Raw genomic sequence first — 25,886 nt, forward strand, 5'->3', positions numbered from 1 at the left:
AGAATGCCAACTATTGAAGATGTAGCGAGGCATGCCGGACTTTCGAGAACAACCGTATCAAGAGTTATTAATAATCAACCTTACGTATGTGAAGAAAAAAGGCAACGAGTATTAAGCTCCATGGGTGATCTTGGATATGTCCCAAATTCTTCGGCTCGAAGATTACGAAATAAAAAGACAGAGACTATTGCTGTCCTACTTCCAAGAATAACAAATCCGTTCTTCAGCCATATGATGGAGGCAATGGAGAAGAAAGCTTCTGAATGGGGATATCAGGTTATTGTATGCCAAACCCACTATTCTGCCGATAAAGAAATAGATTATTTAGAACTGCTGCGTAAAAAGCAAGTAGACGGGCTAATAATGACATCGGTTCATAATGATTGGACGAAGATTGAAGAATACTTAGCTTCTGGTCCAATTGTGTTGTGTAATGAAAATATGGAAGAAGCTAATACAGCCATCATTCACATAGACCAAAAGCAAGCGGCATACGATGCAACGATGCATTTAGTGGAACAAGGATGTAAAAAGCTGGCGTTTCTATGTGGCAATACAGAAAGCTCCATCACAAGGGCACGTCGAAGCGGTTTTATGAAAGCGCTTCATAATAGAGGGGTAGCATTTGTGGAGCATGATTCCTTTCAAGAAGCGATGGATGTGGATAATGGCCGTGAAATCCTTTCCATAATACAAGAGGAGGATCCGGAGATTGATGGAATATTCACAGGATCTGATGAAGTAGCTGCCGGCATTATCTATGAAGCCATACAACGAGGAATATCAATTCCTGAGGATTTGGCGGTGGTGGGATTTGATAATCAAACCATCTCCATGCTGATGAACCCATCCATTTCTACAGTGGAGCAGCCAATTGTGGATATGGCCAATAAATCAGTGGAAGTATTAATTCAGCACATTGAACAACACCTTCGTCAAAAGAGAGAAGAATATGTGTTTGACCATACATTACAGCAAAGGAACTCGACGATGAGAAATATAGCTGTGCCAATGTAATGAAAAAGCAGCCCTCCAAAGGAAGGCTGCTTTTTTGTAGAAAGAAACGAATCGCCAACAAAATGCAAAACACACCACTCAAACTGTTATACTATAAATAAAACAGATAGCATAAGGCTATCTGTTTTATTTATAGTAGAGTAATAGTTTTTCTTTCATTTTCCTTACTGAAGTCGTACAGTGTAGGCATAGAGTACCGAATCTTGTTGATGTGTCGAGTAGGGTGTTTAGAGAAAATTAGTTGGGGCAATATGAAGGACAGTTGGTTTTTTAACGAGCTGGATCGTCGCATTCTTCGCAAAGATTACCGTAGCAATCTGCTTGTTCCTGGATGGTGTTTCCGCATTTAGAGCATTTTTTGTCCGGTAGGTTTTTGAAGAATTCAAGAGCGTTCAACATTTGAAAATCCCTCCAATTAATTGTTACATTTATTGTATTACAACAGGGTGAAAAATACAACCTTTTGTATTATAACAACTTGTACTTTTTTTCAAATCGCATTACATCAACCTTTGTAGCTTTATGAAATGAATATCTGTACCACAACAGAAGGAGGAGTAAACATGAAAGTAACGGTTAACGGATTTTGGGGAGGATACCCTGCCGCAGAAGGAGCAACATCCAGCTATCTTATATCTTCAAATGGCTTTGACTTGCTGGTGGATCTTGGCAGTGGGGCACTGTCAAAGCTTCAGTCCAAAATGAATGTGATGGAACTGGATTCTGTCATTATATCTCACTATCACTTTGACCATGTTGCAGATATTGGAGTGATGCAATATGCGTGGAAAGTGCAGAATATCCTTCACAATACGAATCGTACACTTCCCATCTATGGTCATAAAAAGGATAAGTCAGGGTTTGCCGCTCTCACACATGAATATACAAAAGGTATGGAATATCATCCCGATCAGGGTGTAACCATTGGTCCATTTCGTATAGAATTTCTGCAAACGAATCATCCAGTACCATGTTATGCAATGAAAATTTCTGATGATGAGGCAAGTGTAGTCTACACTGCTGACTCGAGCTTTAAAGAGGAATTTATTCCTTTTAGCCAAGATGCTGATCTATTAATAACGGATAGCAATTTCTATGAAGGGATGGATGGGTCGAAGCCTGGTCATATGACGAGTTCTGAATGTGCTCATATTGCAACTGCTGCAAATGTGAAAGAGCTGTGGCTTAGTCATCTTCCTCATTTCGGAGAGTTATCACAGTTGCAGCAGCAGGCACAGCAGCATTACCAGGGGCCAATACGTTTAGCAGGAGACGGCTTAATGTGGGAAAGTAAATCGTCATAGGACAGATAACCCATAACAATTGAACAAGCCCTCACTTTCCATTAAAATATAGAAGAGTCGCTGGAAAACTGAAGGAGGAATAACGCAATGTTGTTATTTGTAGACAATGAGGGAATTACAGATCCGCAAATTAACCTCGCTATCGAGGAATATGTGTTAAAGAACCTAGAAATTGATAATGATACATCGTACTTACTGTTTTACATTAATGAGCCATCCATTATTATCGGTAAAAATCAAAATACAATAGAAGAGATTAATACCGATTATGTAGATGAAAATGGTATTAAGGTAGTTCGCAGGCTGTCCGGAGGGGGAGCTGTGTACCATGACTTAGGAAACTTGAATTTCAGTTTCTTGACGAAGGATGATGGTAATAGCTTTAATGATTTCAAGAAGTTCACACAGCCTGTAACAGATGCGCTCCAGAAGCTTGGAGTTAAGGCTGAAATGTCTGGTCGTAATGATATCCAATTAGAGGACGGACGAAAGATATCCGGTAACGCCCAATTCTCTACCAAAGGCCGTATGTTCAGTCATGGAACATTAATGTTTAATTCAGAAATTGAAAATGTTGTACAAGCACTTCGCGTAAAGTCCGAAAAAATTCGCTCTAAAGGAATCAAATCTATTCGCAGCCGTGTAGCTAATGTTTCTGAACTAATGGATGAATCGATGTCTATGAACGAATTCAAACAATTAATCCTTCGCTACATTTTTGATGTGGAATCAGTAGAAGATGTACCACAATATACATTGACTGAGGACGATTGGAAGAAGATTCATGAACTTTCAAACGAACGCTATCAACAGTGGGAATGGAATTATGGAAAATCTCCTGCAGCAAATATTCAACACTCCCATCGATTCGATGGAGGTACGGTGGATGTTCGTCTAGACGTGAAAAAGGGAATCATTGAGAATGCCAAGATTTATGGTGATTTCTTTGGTGTTGGAGATGTGAGTGAGATTGAGGACCGACTCATTGGTGCCCGTTATGAACGAGCATCTATTGATGAAGCTATTGAAGATTTAGATATCTCTCACTATCTTGGACGTATTTCTCGTGAAGACTTCTTGTCTCTCATTTATTAAACCCATTACAGGAGCGAACCTACCAAGAGGCTCGCTCTTTTTACTTTTTTCCAAAAACAATGATATCTATCTTCCTTCATTTCTGGTAGATTATGTTATAAAGGAAATCTAAATAGTAGGTGAACAAGCATGAAGCAGTTGTTATGGAGTATTATTGGTGTAGCCTCTTTAATGGGCAGTTTCTTTCTGTTATTTATTGTTCCAACGCGCTGGTTAAAAGTAGAACGTATAGGCTGGGAAACAAAGGTCACGAAAAAAATTGTACAAATCAGCGATATTCATATGAAGCATCTTCGAGTTCCTCTATCCACTATTAAAGGGGTCATTGAAAGCGAACAGCCAGATTACATCTTTCTAACTGGGGATTTTATTGATGAAAACGAAGCTGAACTATTGAAGCTTGATTCCTTCCTCGAAATGATTGCAACCACTGGCGTGGAAACATATGCTGTGCTGGGAAATCATGACCGTTATCTCCAATCGTTGGATGACTTAGAGCATTTGTTACGCTCCCATCAGATTACGTTGTTAAAAAACGAATGGGTGGAAAAAGAAGATGTCTTTCTAGTCGGCATTGATGATTTTGGGGAGGGGCAGCACGATATGGAAACAAGCTTTTCCTTCTCTAACCCTGAACAAAAAGATGTTATCGTTTTAACCCATGATCCTGAAATCATGACAGAATTGGATCGTCCTTTTACGATGCTTGTTGCTGGCCACCTCCATGGAAAACAAGTAAATATCCCATATTTTTTTAAGTTGGTAAATATGGGAAGTGTAGCGCGTTCTGGTAAATACCAGGGTAAACATCCTCACGATAAAGGACATTTCTACATTTCCAAAGGGATAGGGCAATCGAATTTGAATATCCGCTTTCTTGTCCGAAGTGAACTAACCATTCATGAATTAGGCAAAAGATAAGCTTGTTTAGCCGTTGACCGACAACTATTTGGTTGGTATGATGACTTTAGTACATTAAAATAATAGTGGCTACGATTGCTGTGGGTAACACTATAGCAGGAGCACATTCTGGAGAGACCACTTTAGTAGTGGCGCCGAAGGGTTCACAATCTCAGGCAAATGGACAGAATCGCGAGAGAACACAACAACTCATGCATTATGTGTGTTCATTAGTGATTCATAAGAGATTGGAGCTGCTTCCAATCTTTTTTTAATTGGCTTTCTTTAGAAGAAAAGACCAGCAAAATTTAATTAGATATACAATAACACGACCGAGGTGACAAACAAGATGGAGAGACGTCGAGCAGTAGTAAGTGTAATAGGGAAAGATCAAGTAGGTATCATTGCGAAAGTAACTACTGTACTAGCAGATAAGAATATTAATGTGTTGGATATAAGCCAGACGATTGTGGAAGAGTTTTTTACCATGATGATGGTAGTCGATGTTGGGGCAGCACAGGATTTAGATGGAGTTAGAAAAAGTTTAGACACTATAGGAAACGAAGTGGGTGTCCAAATCCATTTACAGCTGGAAGAAGTATTCCAGGCAATGCATCGTGTATAGGAGGATAAGCAATGAATATTGAACTGAATGAAATTACTGAAACCATTCGCATGGTACAGATGGAGAACCTAGACATACGAACGGTTACTATTGGAATCGATCTCAGAGATTGCGCTGATAGCGATGTGGAGAAGATGAAAGAACGCATTTATGATAAAATCGTCAGCTATGCCAAGGATTTGAAGCCCTATGCCGAACAGGTAGAAAAAGAGTATGGAGTTCCCATTATTAACAAACGCATTTCTGTAACACCAATAGCAGAAATTCTTGGTGGCGCGACGAGAGAAGAAGCCATTGAGGTAGCTAAAACGCTGGATAAGGCAGCTAGAGATACTGGGGTTGACTTCATAGGAGGCTACTCCGCACTTGTCCATAAAGGGGTTACCAAAGGAGATCAGACATTATTGGACTCCCTTGCAGAAGCTTTATCTGTCACAGAACGAGTCTGTGCTTCTGTTTCGGTTGCTACTACTAGGACAGGAATAAATATGGACGTGGTTAAACAAATGGGGGCCATTATTAAAGAAGCCGCTGAACGCACTAGAGACCAGGACGGTATTGCCTGTGCGAAGCTGGTTGTCTTTTCCAATCCGGTAGAGGATAATCCCTTTATGGCAGGAGCCTTCCACGGTACCGGAGAAGGGGAAGCCGTCCTAAATGTTGGAGTAAGTGGACCCGGTGTTGTATTGAGTGCATTGAAACGCCACCCTGAAGCAGATTTAGGTGAGGTGTCGCAAATCATTAAAAAGACGGTATTTAAAATAACAAGAGCTGGAGAACTAATAGGCAGAACAGTTGCCGATCGTCTCAGTGTTCCGTTTGGAATCTTAGACCTTTCTCTTGCACCTACCAATGCTATGAATGATAGTGTTGCAGAAATACTAGAGGAAATTGGTTTAGAGCGCGTAGGTACCCATGGCACCATTGCTGCTCTTGCGCTAATGAATGATGCAGTGAAAAAAGGCGGAGCGATGGCAAGCTCATACGTAGGTGGATTGAGCGGAGCCTTTATTCCAGTCAGCGAGGATAATGGGATGATACAAGGTGTGAACGATGGATCCTTAACTCTTCCAAAGCTCGAGGCTATGACCTGTGTTTGTTCAGTTGGCCTTGATATGATTGCTCTTTCCGGTAAAGCTACTGCTGCAACGCTATCTGGAATCATTGCAGATGAAGCAGCTATCGGCATGATCAATAAGAAAACCACTGCTGTAAGGGTTATTCCAGTACCGGATAAAGAAGAGGGAACGATGGTGGAATTTGGCGGATTATTAGGAAGAGCACCAGTCATGGGCGTAAATGGCTTTAGCTCTGAAGCGTTTATTAATCGGGGCGGACGTATTCCAGCTCCTTTACAAGCGTTAATAAATTAAGGATACTGCAAGAAGAGTCTACAGGAGAAGTCTGTAGGCTTTTTTCTGTTCCAGCAATTCGACTTAATGAGAGTATTGCTTGTCAGAAAGTTTTTAATATTTTATAATATAGATGGAAATGCTGCCATAAAATGAATGACTATTCATTCACTGGTAAGGGGGAAGGTATTCATGAACATTAGTGATCAATTGGCGATCACAGCGAGAGAAATACCAACAAAGACAGCCTATATTTTTCAGGATCAGGAAACAAGCTATCAAGAACTGGAAGGATCGGTGACCAAATTTGCTTCAGGCTTAGAACAAATGGGTCTTCAAAAAGGGGACCATATTGCTCTGGTGACAGGGAATAGTCCATATTTTATTATCGGTCTATACGGTGCACTTCGGCTTGGTTTAACTGTAATTCCAGTTAATCCTACATATACAGCTGAAGAAATGGGGTACATGCTGGAAAATGGTGATGTGAAGGCAGTTATCTCAATGGATTTGTTTTTAGAAACGTTCGAAAAAATGTCGAGCTCTATAGCGAAGGTCGAGCATATTATTGTGGCAGAAACAGACTCTAGCATTCCATGGGAGAAAAGGTCGCTATCTGGTAAAATGAAATCGTTTACAAAGGTGATCAGTGAAGGCAGTCTGGATTTTATCAGCCCAAAACTCGATGCAGAAGACATAGGTGTTATCCTGTACACCTCTGGTACAACAGGGTCTCCTAAAGGGGCAATGCTGACGCATAGAAATATTTTTTCCAATGCGAAGGATGTAGCGGATTACCTGCAAATGAATAATGACGACACAGTAATAGCAGCTCTCCCTATGTTCCACGTCTTCTGTCTTACAGTCTCGTTAAATGCTCCATTAATGAATGGTGGGACGGTATTAGTCATGCCAAAGTTCTCTCCACAGGAAGTTTTCCGAGTAACAGAAAAATTCCAAGCGTCCGTGTTCGCAGGAGTTCCCACCATGTACAATTATTTGCTGCAAGGTGGAGTAGAACATAAAGCCTCCTTACAAAGCTTACGACTTTGTATTTCCGGCGGCGCTTCCATGCCGGTTGCTTTATTACAGCAGTTTGAAGAAACCTTTAACGTTATTATTTCCGAAGGGTATGGATTGTCAGAAGCATCTCCAGTAACGAGCTTCAACCCACTTGATCGCCCTAGAAAGCCTGGGTCGATTGGAACAAACATATGGAATGTAGAAAATATAATAGTAGATGAACTTGGCGAGGAGCTTCCTGCTGGGGAAGTTGGCGAGCTTGTCGTGCGTGGCCCTAATGTAATGAAAGGGTATTATAAAATGCCTGAGGAAACAGCTGTTGCATTGCGAGATGGCTGGCTTTATACAGGGGATATGGCTAGAATGGATGAGGAAGGATACATTTACATTGTCGATCGGAAGAAAGACATGATCCTTGTCGGAGGATATAACGTCTATCCTCGTGAGGTAGAAGAGGTACTCTATCGTCATGAGAATGTTACAGAAGTTGCAGTCATTGGTGCTCCTGATCCGAATCTAGGAGAAGCAGTTCAAGCGTTTGTCGTAGTAGATGATCCAAACGTAACAGAGCAGGCGTTATATGATTATTGCACCGGCCACCTAGCTAAGTATAAACTTCCGGCATCTATTCAATTTCTGGAGGAATTGCCGAAGAATACAACAGGTAAGATATTGCGTAAGAGTCTGCGCGAAACGGTTCAACAATCCTAGTATCTATCACCTAAAGCAATATGAAGTAAAATGTTTTCTACATGCTGCTTTCTTTCAGAGAACGTGCGTGTACTAATAACCGTCAACCATTCCGAAATCAGTAGGAAAGCCTATGGAAATCTCATTCAGTGTATAGGAGATTCCTATGAACGATGGGCTGATCCTTTGAATATGAGCACACCCACATAGAAAGCTCCTAATCCTGCTGTGAGGATTAGGAGCTTTCTCGCCTATTGAACAAGGTTCATAACCTGAGCGTACACACGCTCCTTCTCAAATCCTTCCCCCATAGGGAATTTGGCAACAAGGCTATTCCTTTCATCCAATACATATGTGTAGGAGGTGTGAACCAAATAATCAGTACCATTATCCTTAAATAAAAATCGGAATGGTTCGGCTAATTGCTTCGTATCCTCTAGGGAACCCCTTATAAATGTCCAGGATTCATCATCGTGGGCATCGTAAACCTCCATGTATTTGTGTAGACGTTCTTGGGTATCATTTTCCGGGTCGATGGTAATGGATAAAAATTCCACCTGCTCTCCATATACCCCAGCTTCCTTAAATTGTTCTTTTAAATGCATCATGCGCTGGGAAGTGAGCGGACAAACATCTGGGCAGGCTGTGTACATGAACTCAACAATTCTAACCTTCTTATCCATTTGAGCTAAGTCATACGCCTCTCCACTAGCAGTGGTCATATTCACATCTGTTGGGAGCTTAACCCCTGCATCGCGGAAGAATTCCAAATACGTTATACCACTGACAATTCCAGTCACTAAAATAGAAATAAAGAGAACATACCATTTTTTATGCATGAGTCCTTCCCCTCCGGTTCAATAAATATTTCCAGTTGTTACTTTCATATTACAGCAGGAAACGTTCTTTTCTCGTGCTAAATGATGAACAAGTGATGACAAAAGTGTGGCTATTTTTTGTATAAGGGACAGGAGGCTAATTATAATAGAGGTAGAGGAGAGGAGAGATAGCATGAGACGGAGTGTTTGGCTGTACAGTTTTTTTCTATTAATACTATGGAGTTATTTCGCTTTTTTGTATCCATTAGAGACGTATGCTGACTCACGTTTTGGTGCATATTGGCATGCCTATTCCTTCACACAGACAACATTTCCCTGGCTATTCCTATGGCTATTGTCCACCTCCGAATATCCCGAGGTATGGCGGAATTGGCTGCTGGGAGCATGCAGGAGGGAGTGGCTAAGATCCGTATTATTCGGAGCAATGCTTGCAGGTAGCTATGTAATTATTGCCTTACCACTTGATTTGGCAGGGTATGGATTATCAACACTGGCTGGGGTTCGAGAGCAGTCATTGTTGGACTGGTTAGGTGAATGGGGGTTACAATCCCTATTTTTTGTCCTGACAATAAGCACTGTAATTTGCATAGCAAGATGGTGTATGAAGAGATACCAACGTTTTTGGTGGGTAGCCGTATGGATTATTTCATTGCCGGTGGTAGTTTTTCTAATGTATGTGCAGCCAATTTGGATTGATCCCCTATTTGAAGATTTTCAACCACTGCAGGATTCCGAAATAAAACAAGATATTATTGACATTGCAAGTGAAGCGGGAATTTCGGAGACGCAAATCTATCAAGTTAACATGAGCGAGAAAGTTACCACCTTTAACGCATATGTGACAGGGATTGGACCACAGAAGCGAATCGTGTTATGGGATACTACCCTACAGGGGATGGAGCCTGATGAAGTACTATTTATTCTGGCTCATGAAATTGCTCATTACGTCATGAATCATGTGTATCTTGGGATAGCAGGGTATTTACTGTTTAGTCTCCTGCTGTTATTTGTGTTATCTCGTCTATTTCCAGTCGTAGTCCGTAACACTCGTAAAAGAAGCAGCATACCGCAATCACATTTAACCCACATACCACTATTACTTCTAGTAACCTCTATTCTGTTATTTGCGACACAGCCATTGTCGTTATGGGTTTCAAGAGAGATGGAAATCGCAGCGGATCAATATGCGATAGAACAAACAGACAATTTAGAACCAGCTTTAAAGGGATACCGAGCACTCGCCAAACAATCCCACAGTGATGTGCAGCCCGCTTCATGGATTAAATGGCTGCGCTACACCCACCCGCCGATTGAAGAGAGGCTAGAAAGGATTAGGGAGGCTAAGGAAAAGGAGGACCAGTAGTAGCGACAAGAATAAAGTTATACAAATATAACATCAAATTGGAAGAAATTCCGACAAGAATTGACAGACTTTTTCAAGAATATGGGCAATCAACTTGTTCTAACAACATTGACAATTTGTTACATTAACGCAATTGGTTGCGGTATCCCGCAAATCTTTTTCGGTTACTTTTGTACAAGATTATATTAAAATAAACTTAAGGCAAATAAGTCAACAGATATTACGGATTTCCTGTCTCTGAAATTCGAATATGCTGGAGCTTATACGTCTTATGTGCTTAGACTACGGGTCATAAGCGCAATTGGTGAATAGGTCTTTTCGATATGAGAACACTTATTCACGAGTAATTCCCTCACTCAAAAGTTAACCAGTCGTCTCTTTTTGACCAATGCTCTTGTAGCATTGGTCCTTTTTTTGTCGAAGCTCATTACAAGACAACTAATAGGATATAGACGAAAAACAACAGCCTTATTCGCTTCCAGGCTGCTGATACGTAATCATGTATTCGTCCTTTGTGATGTAATAAGCACGGTCGGGACGTTCCGTAAGAAGACCTGCTCTTTCTAATTTAAAAAAGTTCACCTTTCGATAGGGGTCTCCCTCAATGATAGGCAGCTCACTATTTTGCTGCACATACTTATCCACCGCCTGCTGAATGCGGTCTAAATCAATCGCGATCTGACGGTCCTTATCTTCAAACACATCGTACGTTTCTCGAGACATGTAATAGGTTTGATGAGGGATAGCCTTCAAATAAGGAGCTAGAAAATGATAGTCAATCGTATTATCCGTATTAATAATCGTTTGCAGCTCAATACCCTCTGGAAGGTTAGCTGTGAACGATTGAATAGCCTGGCGAAGCTCGTATAACGAAATATCTCTCATCGGTAAATCCTGTTTTTTATCACGGGAATGATCCTTAGTTTCCTTTTTCTTTTTTCTTCCCCACATAAAATATCCTCCTTTTTTTTCTCCTCAATCGCATCCTGTGCTGCGTTTAAATTCTGGCTGTTTCGCACACCCTAGAAGGAAAAGCGTTCATACAGGAGGCATACACCATGGAACAAATAGAAAAGATGGAAGCAGAGCTCGAAAAATACACTATCTTAAATCCTGATTTTGGGATGAATGATGAAGGGGAGATTATGCATGCCAAAGACCAACCTGGCATGGCTCCACTAAAACAGGAAACCGCTTCCTTCTCTTAGTGTAACAAATGATGCAGGAGGCCGGGAGACCATTTTTTAAGTGAGATAGCCTTTGCAGAAATTAAAAAACTGCATTTTTTTACCTAAAATCTCCTATTACCTGTAATAGTATGCTACTTTTTAACTGTAAATGGAAATAGGAGAGGATGAATGATATGGAACAATGGAAAACGGAATTTGAAGTATCACCTTATACACTAGCCATTCTTGCAGAAGAAACAGACGAGGGGGATCTTATTTCCTTCATCGTGGAGAAAAACGAGAGCTTTTATGTAAAGGAAAGTCCTAAAAAGATTATTGACCAAGCATGCAAGTTTTTTGGAAGCAGTTTAAGGGGACGACAGGACGGTACTAAAGACGTTTGCGGTATTACACACAAAGCACCTATTGCCATTGACCCTGCTAGTGGAATGTATTTCTTCCCCACGACCTCCCCGCAGAATAAACTGTGCTCGTGGATTGCGCATTCCCATATCGATTACATTAAGCGTAGTGATGATAACCTAAGGACAATAATTGCGTTTACCAACCAGAAAGCAGTTGCACTAGTGGTGTCACAGGGCTCTATCGGTAACCAGATACAACGAACAGCTCAATTTCGCTATAAACTCAATGAACGACTTCAGTATAGTCCAAGACACGGAAGCCATGAGCAGGTAGCAGAGCCTTTTGGGTGAGAGAAATCATTCTTACCAGGATAGCTCATTATGTATATATAAGATCCTCCTAGTTTAGAAGGAGGGTCTTTTTACATTGTAAGCATTGGGATGAATCTAGTTGATGGATATATTGTTTTACCTTACACTTTATTAGAAAGTTTAGTCAATGCATGTTTTGGGGGGGGAGATTATGAGTAGAATAAAATGAACGTTATTGTTGTTTATTCCTCTATTGATATGTTTTTTTGTGTTTTATTCAGCTTTCTTTTTTCCTTCTCCTATTAAAGGGGAAGTAGTCCGTTTTGGATATCCCTTTCCCTTTTACCGGGTGGAAGCATATACCATTACCACTTTTTATTCTAATAAGCAGTACATATTCTTTAGATTTAATCCTTATGATGACTCTCCGGGTATTGTGTTCCAAGCACAAAATCTTTGGTTATCCATACTGACTGTAATGATAATGTATGTAATTTCTTTAGGTTTAGGTTATCAGTTGGTGAAAATGTTAGAACGTCGTGGATTTGATTACGCTTGGATGAAATTTATGTATTCAACGAACAAACCTAATGTAGCATGGGTATTATTGTGGTTAGGTATTATACAAATGAACCTATTAAGCTCTCGCTTTATGTCTTTAAAGTGTGGTCAATATGATGTGAGAATGGTTACCACCATAATCTTGTTTGTATTTTCTCTGATATGTATATTTGTCAGTTTTGGTAAGTATAATAAACATTCTTTATATGGTAAGTTACAATTGTTTGTTAGCCTATTTATTTCACTAATAATGGGCATGTTATTATTACTAATATATATAGGATAGGACATACCGTTCCTGTAGCTGGAAAAGAAATATATTTCTGTTTTTTTAAGTAACTAAAAATATTTATGACCAGTCAATATTCTATTGCTTCCCCCTTTTTCTAAAGGGGGAATTTTTGTGCATTAGCGCCATACAAGCAACTTTAGCATTGGGGAATACCAATATGAGCAGTACGAACAGGCTCCGCATAAGAACAGCTTTGTAATCAATACTAAAGATATGTCTATGTTCAGAAAGGAGCTTGAATTGGTGTTAAGTAAATATACAACGGTATTTAAGATTTCAGCAGCCGTCATGCTAGTGCTTGTTATTATCGGTGTTGTTTGGCCAGATGGCCTGGAAGGAATGACAACCACCATAAAGTCTTTTATCGCAAATAAGCTAGGCTGGTATTATTTAATTGGCGTTACATTGTTTGTTATAGTGTGTCTGGCTTTTCTGTTTACGCCACTTGGGAGAATCAAGTTGGGTAAAAAAGGAGATGAACCAGAATTTTCAAGACCTACGTGGATTGCGATGCTCTTTAGTGCTGGAATGGGGATTGGTATTGTCTTCTGGGGGACGGCCGAACCAATAAGTCATTATGCAATTAGCTCTCCAACAGGAGAAACGGGTACTGATCAAGCTATTAAAGATGCATTAAGATATACTTATTTCCATTGGGGCATCCATGCTTGGGCTATATATGGAATTGTTGCGCTTATTTTAGCCTATTTTAACTTTCGCCACGGTCAACCAGGTTTAATTAGTGCAACGCTAAAGCCGTTAATCGGGGAAAAATCAGCTAATGGTCTTTTTGGAAAAGTCATTGATATCCTTGCTGTCATAGCAACGGTGATTGGGGTGGCTACCACGCTTGGTTTTGGTGCGGTTCAAATTAACGGAGGGCTGTCCTATCTGTTCGGTGTACCAACAGGTATCCTGGTTCAATTTATTATAGTAGCAATAGTTACAGTTCTTTTTATGATTTCAGCCTGGAGTGGTCTTGGAAAAGGGATTAAAATATTGAGCAATGCGAATATGGCCCTAGCAAGTGTTCTATTTTTGCTTGTTTTCATCGTCGGACCTACGATGCTTATATTAAATTTGTTTACAAATTCTATCGGAAGCTATATACAGCACCTTCCGCAGATGAGTTTTCGAATTGCTCCTTTAGATCAGGAGACGAGGGAATGGATTAATTCCTGGACTATTTTCTATTGGGCTTGGTGGATTGCTTGGTCACCATTTGTCGGTGTGTTTATAGCAAGGGTATCAAGAGGGAGAAGCATTAGAGAGTTTGTCTTTACTGTTTTAATTGTCCCATCAGTCATTGGCTTCTTGTGGTTTTCGACCTTTGGCGGTACAGCTATCCATCTCGAGCATACAGGTGTGGATACCATTTCAAAATTGGCAACAGAGGAGTCATTGTTTGGGGTATTCTCAAACATCCCTCTCGGGTGGATTGCTTCTATTGTCGCAATGTGTTTAATCGCAACGTTCTTTATAACCTCTGCTGATTCAGGCACCTTTGTGCTAGGGATGATGACGACGGGAGGATCGGAGACTCCAGGTACATCTATTAAATTAACTTGGGGAGGCCTTTTATCTGCAACGGCACTAGCCTTGCTATATACCGGAGGTCTTCAAGCTCTGCAAAACACGATGATTATCGCTGCTCTACCCTTTTCTATCATTATGTTGCTAATGGTGTTCAGCTTTGTTAAAGCAATTTATAAAGAAGGAAAAGAACTAGGTATAGGTCAAATTACGTCGAAGGAGAAAAATAAAACATAACTTCCATGCTGTCGTTTATTTGACAGCTTTTTTTATGAGCTCAGCCGATGGATATGACAGCTTGATTTATTCGTTGGCACAGATAACAATCGTTATCTGTGACTCCGTTGTACCGATTGTAGAAATTGCAATTGGCGGTACAACAGCTTTGCCATTAGTTAGCTCCTGCAAGCAAGTCGCAATTGAGGTCGATTGCGACTTATCTACTTGAGGATGGAGTTCTGAAATTATCGGTAAAGAAGTGTCAAGAAGCTCGGTCTTCTATAGTCGTTCTCTTTAACGAGCGTCACCTATATAGGATGAAGCTCGCTGGTCCTGGGCGGGAAGGAGAGCTTTTCGCATCAGCTCGAATAGAATTGTCTCTACGTTTTTACGAATGGCAGGATTGAAGTAATTTCGTTTTTCTTCATAGCCATCTGCAGTAAACAAGTAGGAAGAAAAGGACTCGTTCTTATTTAAAAAGATGACATGTATTTTTTTTTGCTGCATTATTTGGCGTAAATAGCTGCGCTCTGACTTTCCTTTGTGTTCCATTTTCCGTAACAGCTCTAGATACGGTTCTTTTATCTTATGGGGCCCGTTCTCGATGGTACGTATGTCCTGAGCCATTACAACAAGAGCCATGGAAAGGAACAGAAACCGAGAAGCAAGCTCACGGTCTTCTTCGTTTAAGTAACGCATTGTTTTCCCTCCTGCATAACCGAACGCATGTTCTATTATACCCGATATATATGAGAAAATAAACCTATATATGCTGGAATTTCGTTCCTTCTATGAAAATAGTCCTATTTGCTGTAGCCGAAATGGGTCTTCCATCAAGTACATTGAATGTGGTTTTAACGAAATAAAATAGAGGAAGTAGGCAGAGAGGTACGTTTTGATTTACAATAATAGTGCCATACTTGATGTAAACAGCAGTAATGGGTCAGGAGACGTTGATATAATCCTAATGGAGCGGTAAGGAGCATACATATGAAAAGGTTACAAGAATTAGACCTCGAATCGTTAAAGCAAATGGTGGAAGATGATACATTTGATGACTTTATTATGCAGCTATTAGATCAATACGAACAACTTGGCCCGTTACCTGGTATTGTGCTACCGTTTTTGGAGGCTATTCTCCCATTTTTGCCGTTATTCGTATTTGTAATTGGAAATTCCATAGCTTACGGGCTGCTTAAGGGGTTTTTCTATTCCTGGATTGGAGCGTCTCTCGGGGCAATCGTTGTTTTTCGGGTAATTCGGCGATTGGGTCAGCAGCGATTTTTTCATTTTGTGAGGCGTCATAAACAGGTGCAGAAGGTGATGAGCTGGCTGGAGCGGCACGGTTTTGGCCCGTTGTTTCTGCTTATGTGTTTTCCATTTTCTCCTTCTGCCATTATTAATGTGGTGGGGGCGCTGTCTAAAATTAGCTTTCAGCAGTTTGTCCTTGCAGTTGTACTAGGGAAGGCAGTTATGATTTTTACGATTGCGTATGTAGGGCACAGTATTACGGAATTTGCCCAAAATCCAGTGAAGACTATTGTCGTCGGTGTGTGTATCGCGATTTTTTGGCTGATAGGTAAATATATTGAGAAGCGTCTGCAGCAGAAGGAACAGGAAAAAGTACAGGCGCACGATTAGGACTTATGGAATCCGGGTAAGATGTTGTTAGTACTACCTGGAGGCAAACAAAACATGAATATAAAAACCATTGGAAGATGGATTCGCACGATTCTAATTGCAGTTGTTCTAGCAATGGCCTTTCGTACATTTCTTTTTGCAAGCTATATCGTTGATGGAAAATCGATGCAGCCGACGCTTTATGATGGTAATTTGTTAATGGTGAATAAGGTCGTGTATGATTGGACAGATGTCGATCACTCTGATGTGGTTGTGTTTCATGCCAATCAGGAAGAAGATTATGTGAAACGGGTTATTGGATTACCAGGAGATCGCATTCGTTATGAAAGCGATACGCTTTATTTAAATGGGAAGGCAGTGGAGGAAGACTATTTAAACCCGTATCGTAAACAGGATGGAAAGCCACTTACACAATCTTTCCGATTAGAGGAAGTTACAGAGATGACGGAGGTTCCGGAAGGGCATGTGTTTGTCATGGGAGATAACCGAAGAGAATCGTTGGATAGCAGATACTTTGGTTTTGTTCCTATCGAAACCATTGTCGGCAAAGTCGATGTACGCTACTGGCCGATATCCCAGTTGGCATTAACGTTTTAAAACCATAAATAAAAAGGGAAGTCCTGTCCGCGCTAGTATGTGGCAGGGCTTCTTTATTTGGAAAAGGTGGTTTGCTCCGATTGTTTAGTTTGTTGCGATAGGAAGGGAGGTTTTTCAATGGTCAAGCTTAATAAGGATAAGGAAGCAAAGGTAAGTCCGATGCATGCTAGCACAAAATGAAACGGCATAATAGCTGCTAGAATACTTCCAATACTAGCTCCTGTCAGAAGGGTGAAGGAGTAGATGGACACGGCACTGGCTCGAGACTCCTTTGCAAAGGTTCCAATTAATAAGATGACCATTGGAATTGTAATCGAGGTGGAAGCAATCATAAAAATGGATGCAATGACAAGTGTGATGGTCCCAAATGTCCAAAGAGGTAAAAGAATACCAGCGGTCATACATAATAAGAAGGCTGCGAGTACACTCCTTGCCCCATATAATTGCTGGAGCGGGCCTGCAAAAAAGGCAGGAAGGATACCAATTAATCCAATGAGACGAAAGGTTTGCAAGGAAAATGGAAAGGAAATGTGATCGGTAGTCATGTACACTTCAAAGCTTCCATAGAACATCATTACGGCCATAAGTAAAAAGAAGGAAATACCATAGAGTTTTAGTAAGGGTGGAAACCGAAAAAATGATAAAATAGGAGAGATAGAAATCCTTGTTTTCTTAATCGGTTTGTTAGACTGGATGAGTGTTACTGCCATACTGCATAAGCATAGTAGGTAAAAGAAGAAAAATCCAACGTACACAGTCTGGTACGAGTCTCCCGCTCCTGTCAGGTAAACAGCAATCATCTGTCCAAAAATCCCTGCAAACAAAAAGCCCGTATTAATCATAGCAATGACAAAGGCCTGTTGTTTTCCTTGGAAATGCTGAAAGGTATAAGCAAAGGCGGTAGGGGCAAAGCTTGCTGCCAGGACACCTTGAAAACCTCGAAGGAGAAGGAACAACCAGTAGTATGGTGCCATGCCGACTAGCAGCGTTACAATGGTGAGACAGGCCATTCCTGTAAGTAACAAACGCTTGTGGGAAAAGCGGTCTGCCAGTAATCCAAAGCAGAAAAGTCCGATTGCATAAGGAAGTATAAAAAAAGTGCTGGCGAGGGATGCCTGTGCTATTGACACATGAAATGTTTCGGAAAGCTCCTTTTGTAGGGGAAGCATCGTATATAAATTGCTGGCAATGAAGATGCCGGTTAGGACAAGGGATATACCCATCCAAAAGTGCCGCTGCATGGAATCACTCCTTGAATGCGTTTGGGTTACCCTATGCCAAATGAATAAAATGGTTCCAAGATTGGGGGAAGAAGATGAGTATTCGATTTTTACTTGGTCGGGCTGGTTCTGGTAAAAGTACTAGATGTTTAACAGAAATGAGAGATTTATTGCAGGATTCTCCAGACGGTCCGCCTATTATATATATGGTACCAGAGCAAATGACCTTCCAGCAGGAATACGCATTGCTGAATCAAGAGGGGATAGAAGGGAGTATTCGCGCGCAGGTCTTTAGCTTTTCTAGATTAGCCTGGAGAGTGCTTCAGGAAACAGGTGGCGGTACGAAAAAATTCCTCACCTCTACTGGAGTGCAGATGATGCTTCGGAAGATTACCGAGCAGCGTAAATCGGATTGGAATGTCTTCCAAAAAGCAATAGAGAAGCAAGGGTTTATTGAACAGCTGGAAACGATGATTACAGAATTTAAGCGATATCGAGTGACCCCGCAAACGTTAACACAGCAAATGCAAGATATGGACCGCTTTGTTCATAAAATGCCTGGGGAAGAAACACTGAAGCATAAGCTTGAGGATTTATCCTACATATATGAAGAGCTGTTATATGCATTAAGAGATCAGTATATTGATAGTGAGGATCAGCTACAGCTGCTTGCAAACAAAATAGAGAAGGCGGATTTTCTGGAGGGGGCAGAAATCTATCTGGATGGTTTTCACCGCTTCACCCCTCAGGAATTGCTTGTGCTGCAAGCTTTAATGACAAAAGCTAGTCGTGTCACGATTGCTCTGACTTTAGATGAACCCCGCTACGGGGAGATTGATGAACTGGATATTTTTCATCAGACAGCGCACACCTTCCAGGACATTGAATCTATTGCCAACGAAGTACAGGTTCCTGTGACGGAAATTAAGCATTTATATGGAGAGGTAGGTCGTTTTAAAGAGCGGCATGCATTTGAACACATGGAACACTATTTTCACACACGTCCTGCCCCTGCCTACACGGAAGAAGCGCCCATAACTGTAGCGCAGGCAGTACACCCTAGGGCTGAGGTCGAAGGGGTAGCTCAGGAAATTATGGAGCTTGTCCGGGATAAAGGATATCGGTATAAGGATATGGCATTGTTGATTCGGGAGCCAGAAGTGTATCATGACATTATTATGACGGTGTTTGAAGATTACCAGATTCCGGTGTTTGTCGATGAGAAGCGAACCATGATGAATCATCCATTAATCGAATTTCTGCGCTCAGCTATGGATGTAGTAGAAGGGAATTGGCGCTATGACGCTATGTTTCGGTTACTAAAAACAGACTTCATACCAGCAACAGATCAAGAGCATCCGCTGAATCAAGAGGCAATTGATGAGCTGGAAAACTACTGTTTAGAATACGGTATTCGTACGAAGAAACGATGGACCAGTGAGTATCGATGGCGCTATCAGCGTTTTCGTGGGTTCGAACAAGGGTCTCAGACGGATCAAGAGAAAGAGAAGGAGGAACGTTTGAACAGACTTCGTCATCAGGTAACGAATGCCCTCCTTCCATTTGATGAAGCTATGCGGGAAGCGAAAACAGTCCAAGAACGTTGTCAGGCTCTGTTTAGCTGGTTAGAACAGCTTGGTGTACCAGAAACGCTGAACAGTTGGCGAGACGAGTATGATGATCAAGGGTTAACGGAAAAGGGCCGAGAGCAGGAACAGGTTTGGGATGCAGTAATACAGCTTTTTGAGGAAATGGTAGAAATGATTGGAGAAGACACATTATCTTTGCAGCTGTACCGTACTACGTTAGAAACTGGTTTTGAGTCGCTGCATTTCGCCCACGTTCCACCAAGTATGGATCACGTCATTGTCGGAAGCGTGGATCGTTCCCGAATAACAGGGATAAAGTGTGCCTTCCTGTTAGGCGTTAATGAAGGATTATGGCCAATGAAGCCTCCAGCAGAAGGAATGCTTTCCGAAACGGAGCGAGAGCTTCTGTCCACCCATGGCATGAAGCTTGCAGAAAGCTCGAAGCGTCAATTGCTAGATGATTACTTCTATGTGTACTTAGCCTTCACCGCTCCATCAGACTACTTATGGGTGAGTTATCCATTAAGTAATGAGGAAGGAAAGTCCAAGACACCATCCTCCATGATTAAACGAGTACAGGAATTGTTTCCTCATGCCGAGGAGAAGCTGCTATTGCAAGAGGATGACGACCATGAGGACACAGAGCGCTTCATCACGACACCTGAGAAAACAAGGTCCGTCCTGACAGCTCAGCTTTCTCGTTATCTCCGTGGCTATCCAGTAAAGGACGTTTGGTGGGATGTGCTCGATTGGTTCATTCAGCGCGATCGAAACCATTTAGATACGAAGCGGGTTTTAGAGAGCCTATTCTATGAAAATACTCCTTCCAATCTTCAAGAGAGTACTGCAAGGGAGTTGTTTCCTAAACAGGTGAACGCAAGCGTCTCGCGGCTGGAAACGTATTATCGTTGTTCCTATCAGCATTTTGCCAAGTATGAGCTCGGCTTAAAGGAACGATCCGTTTATAAGTTGGATGCTCCGGATATAGGGACGCTTTTCCATGAAGCGCTCAAGCAAATTACGGAATGGATTCAATCAGAAGGGCGGGATTGGCAGACAATCTCCAAGCAAGATACCTCTCAGTACGCGCAGCGGGCTGTACACGAGCTGTCACCAGTATTGCAGCACCAAATTCTACACAGCTCTAATCGCTATCAGTACATTCAGCAGAAGCTTCAAGATGTAGTTGCGCGAGCTGCGTATATGTTATCAGAGCAAGCCAAGCGCAGTCAGTTTTCTCCTGTTGGCTTAGAGCTAGGATTTGGCCCAAATGAAAAAATTCCAGCAATGAAGCTTGATTTACAAAATGGCTTTGAGATGATGCTGCGTGGACGTATTGACCGGGTAGACCGGGCGATGGGGGATAATGGCTTGTTATTGCGCATTATTGACTATAAATCCAGTGCCAAGGGTCTTGATCTCATGGAGGTGTATTATGGCCTGGCGTTACAAATGCTTGCCTATTTGGATGTCGTATTAACCAATGCTGAACAGTGGCTTGGTGCTCAGGCTACTCCTGCTGGTGTATTGTACTTCCATGTCCATAATCCAATGATATCTGATAATAAGCTATTGAGCGATTTGGATATTGAAAAGGAATTGTTTAAGAAATTCAAGATGCAAGGGCTGCTGCTTGAAGATGAAGAAATTGTCAAAATGATGGATACCACTCTGGATACGGGTTCAAGTGATATTATTCCTGCAGGTTTAAAGAAGAATGGAGAGTTCCGCAGCGGTTCTAAAACGGCGGAAGAAGCTTCATTCCAGCATTTACAGCAATATATTCGAGAGTTAATGACAGAGGCCGGACAATCCATTACGGAGGGGAAAGTGCATTTAAATCCGTTTCAAAAAGATCAGCAGACAGCATGTGATTTCTGTGAATTTCGGTCCGTCTGTCAATTTGATGCTTCCTTGAAAGAGAACAGCTACCGCTCTCTTAAAGCGAAGAAAGAGGAAGATATTATGGCAGAAATCACAAAACGGGAGGAGGAAAACTAATGCCTACATGGACTCCAGAACAAGAACGGGCTATATATACAAGCGGCAAGGATGTCCTAGTAGCAGCTGCTGCAGGGTCCGGTAAAACAGCTGTACTGGTAGAAAGGATTATCCAAAAGCTGCTGAACAAGGAAGAGCCTACAGATATTGATTCCTTACTGGTTGTAACCTTTACTAATGCTGCCGCACAGGAAATGCGTAATCGAGTTGGAGAAGCATTAGAGGGAGCCTTGGAGCAAAACCCAGAATCACTCCATCTACAAAAACAGCTTTCCTTGCTGCAGCGAGCTTCTATTTCCACCTTACACTCCTTTTGTATGGAAGTAGTTCGGCATTATGCGTATTTGCTTGATCTTGATCCGCAATTTCGTATTGCCGATGATATTGAAGCAGATTTAATCCGTCAGGAAATTGTAGAGGATTTATTTGAGGAATGGTACGGGAAGGAAGGAGAAGAACGGGAGCATTTTTTTGAAGTTGTCGATCGCTTCTCCAGCGATCGAAGTGATGTAGAGGTAGAGCAGCTGATGATGAATGTATATCAGTTTGCCATGCAGAACCCTTATCCAGACAAATGGATGGAGGATGTTGTTGCGATGTATCAGGTAACACCTGATACAAAGGAGGGGGACCTTGATTGGCTGAACATTTTGAAGAAGGAGGTTCGTAATCAGCTACATGCTATGATGGCTGATGCTGAGCAAGCCCTTGATGTGACTAGAGAGAGTGACGGTCCTTATCATTATGCGGATGCTATTGATGATGATAAAGCAAGAATGCAGGAGGCATTGGGGCTATTGGAGCTATCCTGGCAAGACCTTCAAGCCTTTATGGAACAGACTGGGAGCTTCAAAAAGCTATCAGGGAAAAAGGTAGATTGTGATCCAGACAAAAAGGAACAAGTGAAATCCTTACGAGACCGCTATAAAAAACGATGGCAATCCATGAGTCAGGAATGGTTTTCTCGCTCCTTACCAGCGTATCTTCAGGATATGCAAGCCTTAGCACCAGTCGTGGAGCAGCTGATGGTACTGGTGAAAGATTTTCACGCAAGGTATCAGCAAAAGAAAAAGGATCAGGCATTAGTTGACTTCGCAGATCTAGAACATTTCTGTCTTCAAGTACTAATGGATGAAAGCTCTACCCCAGAGCATATTGTCCCTTCAGAGGTAGCGAGGAATTATCAAAACCAATTCTCTGAATTATTAATTGATGAGTACCAGGATACAAACCTTGTCCAAGAGACCATCTTACAGCTTATATCGTTTGGGGAGCATGCAGGTAACTTATTTATGGTGGGAGATGTAAAGCAAAGTATTTATCGGTTCCGCCATGCAGAGCCTTCGTTGTTTATTGCGAAATATAAACAATTTGCTGCAAAAGAGCATCCTGCCGAGCGAATAGATCTTGCCCGTAATTTCCGAAGTCGTGCTGAAGTGCTAACAGGTACCAACTATATCTTCCGACAAATACTCGATGAAGAGGTTGGAGATATGGCTTATGATAAGGATGCCGAGCTGATTTACAGTAATACGATTTACGATGAATTAACATCAAATAATGCTGAAGCCGAGCTTATGATAGTGGACAGGGAGACCTCTGATGAGAAGGAGGAAGGGAATCAGGAGGGCCTTCAGGATATGGAAAAGGCTCAAATAGAAGCAAGAGCCTATGCGAAGAAAATCAAGGAATGGCTCGGGCATGGTGACAAGGAAGCTCTGCAAGTTGTCGATAAGGGGACAGGTGCAAAGAGGAGTATTCAATATCGCGATATTGTGATATTGCAGCGCTCTATGACGTGGGCTCCAACAATTGTAGAGGAATTGAAGCAGCAAGGAATTCCGGTCTATGCGGAGTTGTCTACAGGTTACTTTGAAGCAATAGAAATCCAAATTATGCTCAGCTTATTGAAGGTGGTTGATAACCCAAGACAGGATATACCGCTCGCCTCGGTTCTCCGTTCCCCAATTGTCGGACTCAATGAAGATCAGTTGACCAACATTCGTTTAGCGGACCAAAAGGGGAACTATTACGATGCATTGAAGCAATATCGTCGTGTTGGAGAGAATCAGAAATTAATCGAACGAGTGGAGCTCTTCCTGTACCGCCTGGAAGCATGGCGTATTCGTGCACGACAAGGCTCCTTGTCTGAGCTTGTGTGGCAAATATATCGGGAAACAGGCTACTACGATTTTGTCGGTGGCATACCAGGTGGAAGACAGCGCCAAGCTAACCTGCGTGCTTTATATGACAGAGCGCGAACGTATGAGTCTACCTCGTTCCGTGGGTTATTCCGCTTTCTTCGTTTTATTGAACGAATTGAGGAACGAGGAGAAGATCTTGGCGCTGCTCGTGCACTTGGTGAGCAGGAAGATGTTGTTCGAATTATGACCATTCATAAAAGTAAGGGGCTTGAGTTCCCAGCTGTGCTGCTCGGAGGGATGGATAAGCAATTCAACCAGCGTGATCTTATGGCACGTTATTTATTGCATAAGGATTTAGGTTTTGCAACGAAATATATCGATCCTGTAAAACGAATTATGTATCCAACCCTAGCGTACCATGCGATAAAGAAAGAGAAGCAACGCGAACTTCTGGCCGAAGAGATGAGGGTGCTCTATGTCGCCTTAACTCGTGCTAAAGAAAAGCTTGTCATGGTGGGGACAGTTGCTTCCCTTGAGAAGAAATACCAGAAGTGGCAAGAATGGATAGACCACCCTAATTGGGTGCTGCCAGCTCAATATCGATTGGAATCAAAGACCTATATAGATTGGGTTGCTCCTGCTCTCATTCGTCATGAACAGAATGAGGCTCTAAGGGGAGAAGCATCTGTCCATCGGATACCTGAGGACATATACAACGATGCATCTAATTGGCGCATATCGATTCATCATGCGAGTGATTTCGCACACACTGAAACGGTAGAGGAGCAAGATTACGAGACGCTTAAGCAAGCAGTCACAAAATGGCAGCCTATTCAATCCAATGAGAAAATAAATGATGAGGTGGAGAGGCGTTTATCCTATACTTATCCACACCAACATGCCATCTCTCATCGCGCCAAGCAATCAGTTACAGAGCTGAAAAGGCAGCGAGAAGCAAAGGATGAATATAGTGCTGATACATTAATGAAGCCAATCAAACGTCCGATTGTCCAGCGACCGCGTTTCATGCAGCAAAATAAAGAGCTGACTGCAACAGAAAAAGGTACAGCCATGCACGCGGTGCTGCAACATCTTCCATTTGAAAGAAAACTATCGAAGGATGAGATTGAGGAATATGTGGAACGTTATGTAGAGAGCGAAATCATTTCCAGAGAGGAAGCAGACGCCATTGATATCAGTGCGATTGAGGCGTTCTACGAAAGCGAAATTGGGGAGCTGTTCATAGAAGCGGAGCATATTCACAGGGAAGTACCATTTACTCTTACGCTTCCTGCTCATGAAGTGTATGCGGATTGGACAGAAGAATCTGAGGAGAAGGTATTTATTCAAGGTGTAATCGATTGTATTGTACAAACGAATGATGGGTGTCTTCTTGTCGATTATAAAACAGATCAGATAGCGGGCGAAGTAACAGATAAGGTGAAAGAACAGCTAAAAGAGCGTTACAATACACAAATCACTTTGTATGCGGAAGCACTCGAACGCATCTGGAAACAGCCTGTCCACCAAACCTATTTGTACTTCTTTAATGGACCAGCGACCATTCGCGTTAAGTGAGGTGAGGATTGTGGAGGAAACAATATGTGAGTTATGCGGAAGAGCTTCTGTAGAGACGACCATACACCATTTGATACCAAAGCAATATGGCGGGGCTGATGGTCCCACGGTACAGTTATGTATAGCATGCCACAAGCAAATCCACGCCACCTTTACTAATGAAGAATTAGCTGGGTTTTATAACACCATAGAGCGACTGTCTGAACACCCAACTATGGAGAAGTACCTTAAATGGGTGAAAAAGCAAGCCCCAGGTAAGCGGATTTCGATAAAGAAGTCAAACCGGAAGAAAGATAAGTAAAGAAAAAGCATCTGCTCTGGACAAGTGTTTAAAATGTACCCTATAGAGTAGACACTTAAAAAAAGTCTCTCTATAGGGTACTTTTATGTATACTTAGAATTAACTAAATATATGGGGGATGGTCTTGTTGAGTAAAAGAATGTTTACAGGCCAAGA

The 25,886-nt window shown here is 41.8% G+C and carries 22 protein-coding genes and 1 riboswitch; of the genes, 17 read left to right on the forward strand and 5 right to left on the reverse strand.

Features of this window, described 5'->3' with window-relative positions; all coding sequences use genetic code 11:
• The first annotated feature begins 3 nt into the window (after nucleotides 1–3).
• Nucleotides 4–1,017, forward strand: coding sequence for a LacI family DNA-binding transcriptional regulator (locus ACFFGV_RS07965; protein ID WP_377346415.1), 1,014 nt, complete (start codon nucleotides 4–6; stop codon nucleotides 1,015–1,017).
• 270 nt (nucleotides 1,018–1,287) lie between these two features.
• On the opposite strand, the gene yhfH is transcribed toward ACFFGV_RS07965, so the two are convergent.
• On the reverse strand, nucleotides 1,288–1,416 hold the full coding sequence (gene yhfH, locus ACFFGV_RS07970; RefSeq protein WP_377346417.1) for a protein YhfH: 129 nt from the start codon (nucleotides 1,414–1,416) through the stop codon (nucleotides 1,288–1,290).
• Nucleotides 1,417–1,580: 164 nt separating this feature from the next.
• Between yhfH and ACFFGV_RS07975 the strand changes: the two genes are divergently transcribed.
• The 6 genes from ACFFGV_RS07975 (at nucleotide 1,581) to ACFFGV_RS08000 (ending at nucleotide 8,027) form a co-directional block, all read left to right on the forward strand.
• Nucleotides 1,581–2,321: an MBL fold metallo-hydrolase gene (locus ACFFGV_RS07975; RefSeq protein WP_377346420.1), complete on the forward strand. Its 741-nt coding sequence runs from the start codon at nucleotides 1,581–1,583 to the stop codon at nucleotides 2,319–2,321.
• Between the two features lie 90 nt (nucleotides 2,322–2,411).
• Nucleotides 2,412–3,416 carry a lipoate--protein ligase gene (gene lplA / locus ACFFGV_RS07980; protein WP_377346489.1) on the forward strand — a complete coding sequence of 335 codons (1,005 nt, stop codon included), beginning with the start codon at nucleotides 2,412–2,414 and terminating at the stop codon, nucleotides 3,414–3,416.
• Nucleotides 3,417–3,545: 129 nt separating this feature from the next.
• Entirely contained in the window at nucleotides 3,546–4,337 is a 792-nt protein-coding gene (locus ACFFGV_RS07985; protein WP_377346422.1) for a metallophosphoesterase, read from the forward strand.
• A gap of 98 nt (nucleotides 4,338–4,435) precedes the next feature.
• A riboswitch (glycine riboswitch) is annotated at nucleotides 4,436–4,514 on the forward strand.
• 151 nt (nucleotides 4,515–4,665) lie between these two features.
• On the forward strand, nucleotides 4,666–4,941 hold the full coding sequence (locus tag ACFFGV_RS07990; protein WP_377346424.1) for an ACT domain-containing protein: 276 nt from the start codon (nucleotides 4,666–4,668) through the stop codon (nucleotides 4,939–4,941).
• A gap of 11 nt (nucleotides 4,942–4,952) precedes the next feature.
• Entirely contained in the window at nucleotides 4,953–6,314 is a 1,362-nt protein-coding gene (locus tag ACFFGV_RS07995; RefSeq protein ID WP_377346427.1) for a PFL family protein, read from the forward strand.
• Between the two features lie 171 nt (nucleotides 6,315–6,485).
• Nucleotides 6,486–8,027, forward strand: a complete 1,542-nt coding sequence (locus ACFFGV_RS08000; protein WP_377346429.1) for a fatty acid--CoA ligase family protein — start codon at nucleotides 6,486–6,488, stop codon at nucleotides 8,025–8,027.
• Between the two features lie 230 nt (nucleotides 8,028–8,257).
• On the opposite strand, the gene ACFFGV_RS08005 is transcribed toward ACFFGV_RS08000, so the two are convergent.
• Complete coding sequence (locus ACFFGV_RS08005; RefSeq protein ID WP_377346431.1) at nucleotides 8,258–8,845, reverse strand: SCO family protein; 588 nt, start codon at nucleotides 8,843–8,845, stop codon at nucleotides 8,258–8,260.
• A gap of 172 nt (nucleotides 8,846–9,017) precedes the next feature.
• Here ACFFGV_RS08005 and ACFFGV_RS08010 point away from each other — a divergent pair, with 172 nt between their 5' ends.
• Nucleotides 9,018–10,208 carry a M48 family metalloprotease gene (locus tag ACFFGV_RS08010; RefSeq protein WP_377346433.1) on the forward strand — a complete coding sequence of 397 codons (1,191 nt, stop codon included), beginning with the start codon at nucleotides 9,018–9,020 and terminating at the stop codon, nucleotides 10,206–10,208.
• A 468-nt stretch (nucleotides 10,209–10,676) separates the two neighbouring features.
• On the opposite strand, the gene ACFFGV_RS08015 is transcribed toward ACFFGV_RS08010, so the two are convergent.
• The gene (locus tag ACFFGV_RS08015; protein ID WP_377346436.1) at nucleotides 10,677–11,159 is read right to left on the reverse strand and encodes a DUF3939 domain-containing protein; all 483 of its coding nucleotides are present in this window, start codon (nucleotides 11,157–11,159) and stop codon (nucleotides 10,677–10,679) included.
• Nucleotides 11,160–11,266: 107 nt separating this feature from the next.
• On the opposite strand from ACFFGV_RS08015, the gene ACFFGV_RS08020 reads away from it, so the two are divergent.
• The 4 genes from ACFFGV_RS08020 to ACFFGV_RS08035 all read left to right on the forward strand — a co-directional run bounded on the left by ACFFGV_RS08020 (nucleotide 11,267) and on the right by ACFFGV_RS08035 (nucleotide 14,888).
• Nucleotides 11,267–11,416 carry a hypothetical protein gene (locus ACFFGV_RS08020; protein WP_377346439.1) on the forward strand — a complete coding sequence of 50 codons (150 nt, stop codon included), beginning with the start codon at nucleotides 11,267–11,269 and terminating at the stop codon, nucleotides 11,414–11,416.
• A gap of 155 nt (nucleotides 11,417–11,571) precedes the next feature.
• Complete coding sequence (locus tag ACFFGV_RS08025; protein ID WP_377346441.1) at nucleotides 11,572–12,093, forward strand: competence protein ComK; 522 nt, start codon at nucleotides 11,572–11,574, stop codon at nucleotides 12,091–12,093.
• A gap of 1,057 nt (nucleotides 12,094–13,150) precedes the next feature.
• Nucleotides 13,151–14,677: a glycine betaine uptake BCCT transporter gene (locus ACFFGV_RS08030; RefSeq protein WP_377346444.1), complete on the forward strand. Its 1,527-nt coding sequence runs from the start codon at nucleotides 13,151–13,153 to the stop codon at nucleotides 14,675–14,677.
• Nucleotides 14,678–14,738: 61 nt separating this feature from the next.
• Complete coding sequence (locus ACFFGV_RS08035; protein WP_377346447.1) at nucleotides 14,739–14,888, forward strand: hypothetical protein; 150 nt, start codon at nucleotides 14,739–14,741, stop codon at nucleotides 14,886–14,888.
• 65 nt (nucleotides 14,889–14,953) lie between these two features.
• Here the strand turns inward: ACFFGV_RS08035 and ACFFGV_RS08040 are convergent, their stop codons facing one another.
• Nucleotides 14,954–15,358, reverse strand: a complete 405-nt coding sequence (locus ACFFGV_RS08040; protein ID WP_377346449.1) for a YhjD family protein — start codon at nucleotides 15,356–15,358, stop codon at nucleotides 14,954–14,956.
• A 291-nt stretch (nucleotides 15,359–15,649) separates the two neighbouring features.
• Here ACFFGV_RS08040 and ACFFGV_RS08045 point away from each other — a divergent pair, with 291 nt between their 5' ends.
• Nucleotides 15,650–16,300: a TVP38/TMEM64 family protein gene (locus tag ACFFGV_RS08045; RefSeq protein ID WP_377346452.1), complete on the forward strand. Its 651-nt coding sequence runs from the start codon at nucleotides 15,650–15,652 to the stop codon at nucleotides 16,298–16,300.
• Between the two features lie 54 nt (nucleotides 16,301–16,354).
• Nucleotides 16,355–16,897, forward strand: coding sequence for a signal peptidase I (gene lepB / locus ACFFGV_RS08050; RefSeq protein ID WP_377346455.1), 543 nt, complete (start codon nucleotides 16,355–16,357; stop codon nucleotides 16,895–16,897).
• Nucleotides 16,898–16,950: 53 nt separating this feature from the next.
• Here the strand turns inward: lepB and ACFFGV_RS08055 are convergent, their stop codons facing one another.
• The gene (locus ACFFGV_RS08055; protein ID WP_377346457.1) at nucleotides 16,951–18,138 is read right to left on the reverse strand and encodes an MFS transporter; all 1,188 of its coding nucleotides are present in this window, start codon (nucleotides 18,136–18,138) and stop codon (nucleotides 16,951–16,953) included.
• A 74-nt stretch (nucleotides 18,139–18,212) separates the two neighbouring features.
• On the opposite strand from ACFFGV_RS08055, the gene addB reads away from it, so the two are divergent.
• From addB to ACFFGV_RS08070, 3 genes are read left to right on the forward strand one after another with little or no spacing between them, the layout of a single operon-like run.
• Nucleotides 18,213–21,707 (forward strand): helicase-exonuclease AddAB subunit AddB, encoded by a 3,495-nt coding sequence (addB, locus tag ACFFGV_RS08060; protein WP_377346459.1) that lies wholly within the window; start codon nucleotides 18,213–18,215, stop codon nucleotides 21,705–21,707.
• Nucleotides 21,707–25,429 carry a helicase-exonuclease AddAB subunit AddA gene (gene addA / locus ACFFGV_RS08065; RefSeq protein ID WP_377346461.1) on the forward strand — a complete coding sequence of 1,241 codons (3,723 nt, stop codon included), beginning with the start codon at nucleotides 21,707–21,709 and terminating at the stop codon, nucleotides 25,427–25,429. The genes addB and addA overlap by 1 nt, the downstream gene beginning before the upstream one ends.
• Nucleotides 25,401–25,730, forward strand: a complete 330-nt coding sequence (locus tag ACFFGV_RS08070) for an HNH endonuclease (RefSeq protein ID WP_377346464.1) — start codon at nucleotides 25,401–25,403, stop codon at nucleotides 25,728–25,730. Before addA ends, ACFFGV_RS08070 begins: the two co-directional genes overlap by 29 nt.
• Nucleotides 25,731–25,886 lie beyond the last annotated feature (156 nt).

Source organism: Pontibacillus salicampi (assembly GCF_042434395.1).
Classification (GTDB): domain Bacteria; phylum Bacillota; class Bacilli; order Bacillales; family BH030062; genus Pontibacillus; species Pontibacillus salicampi.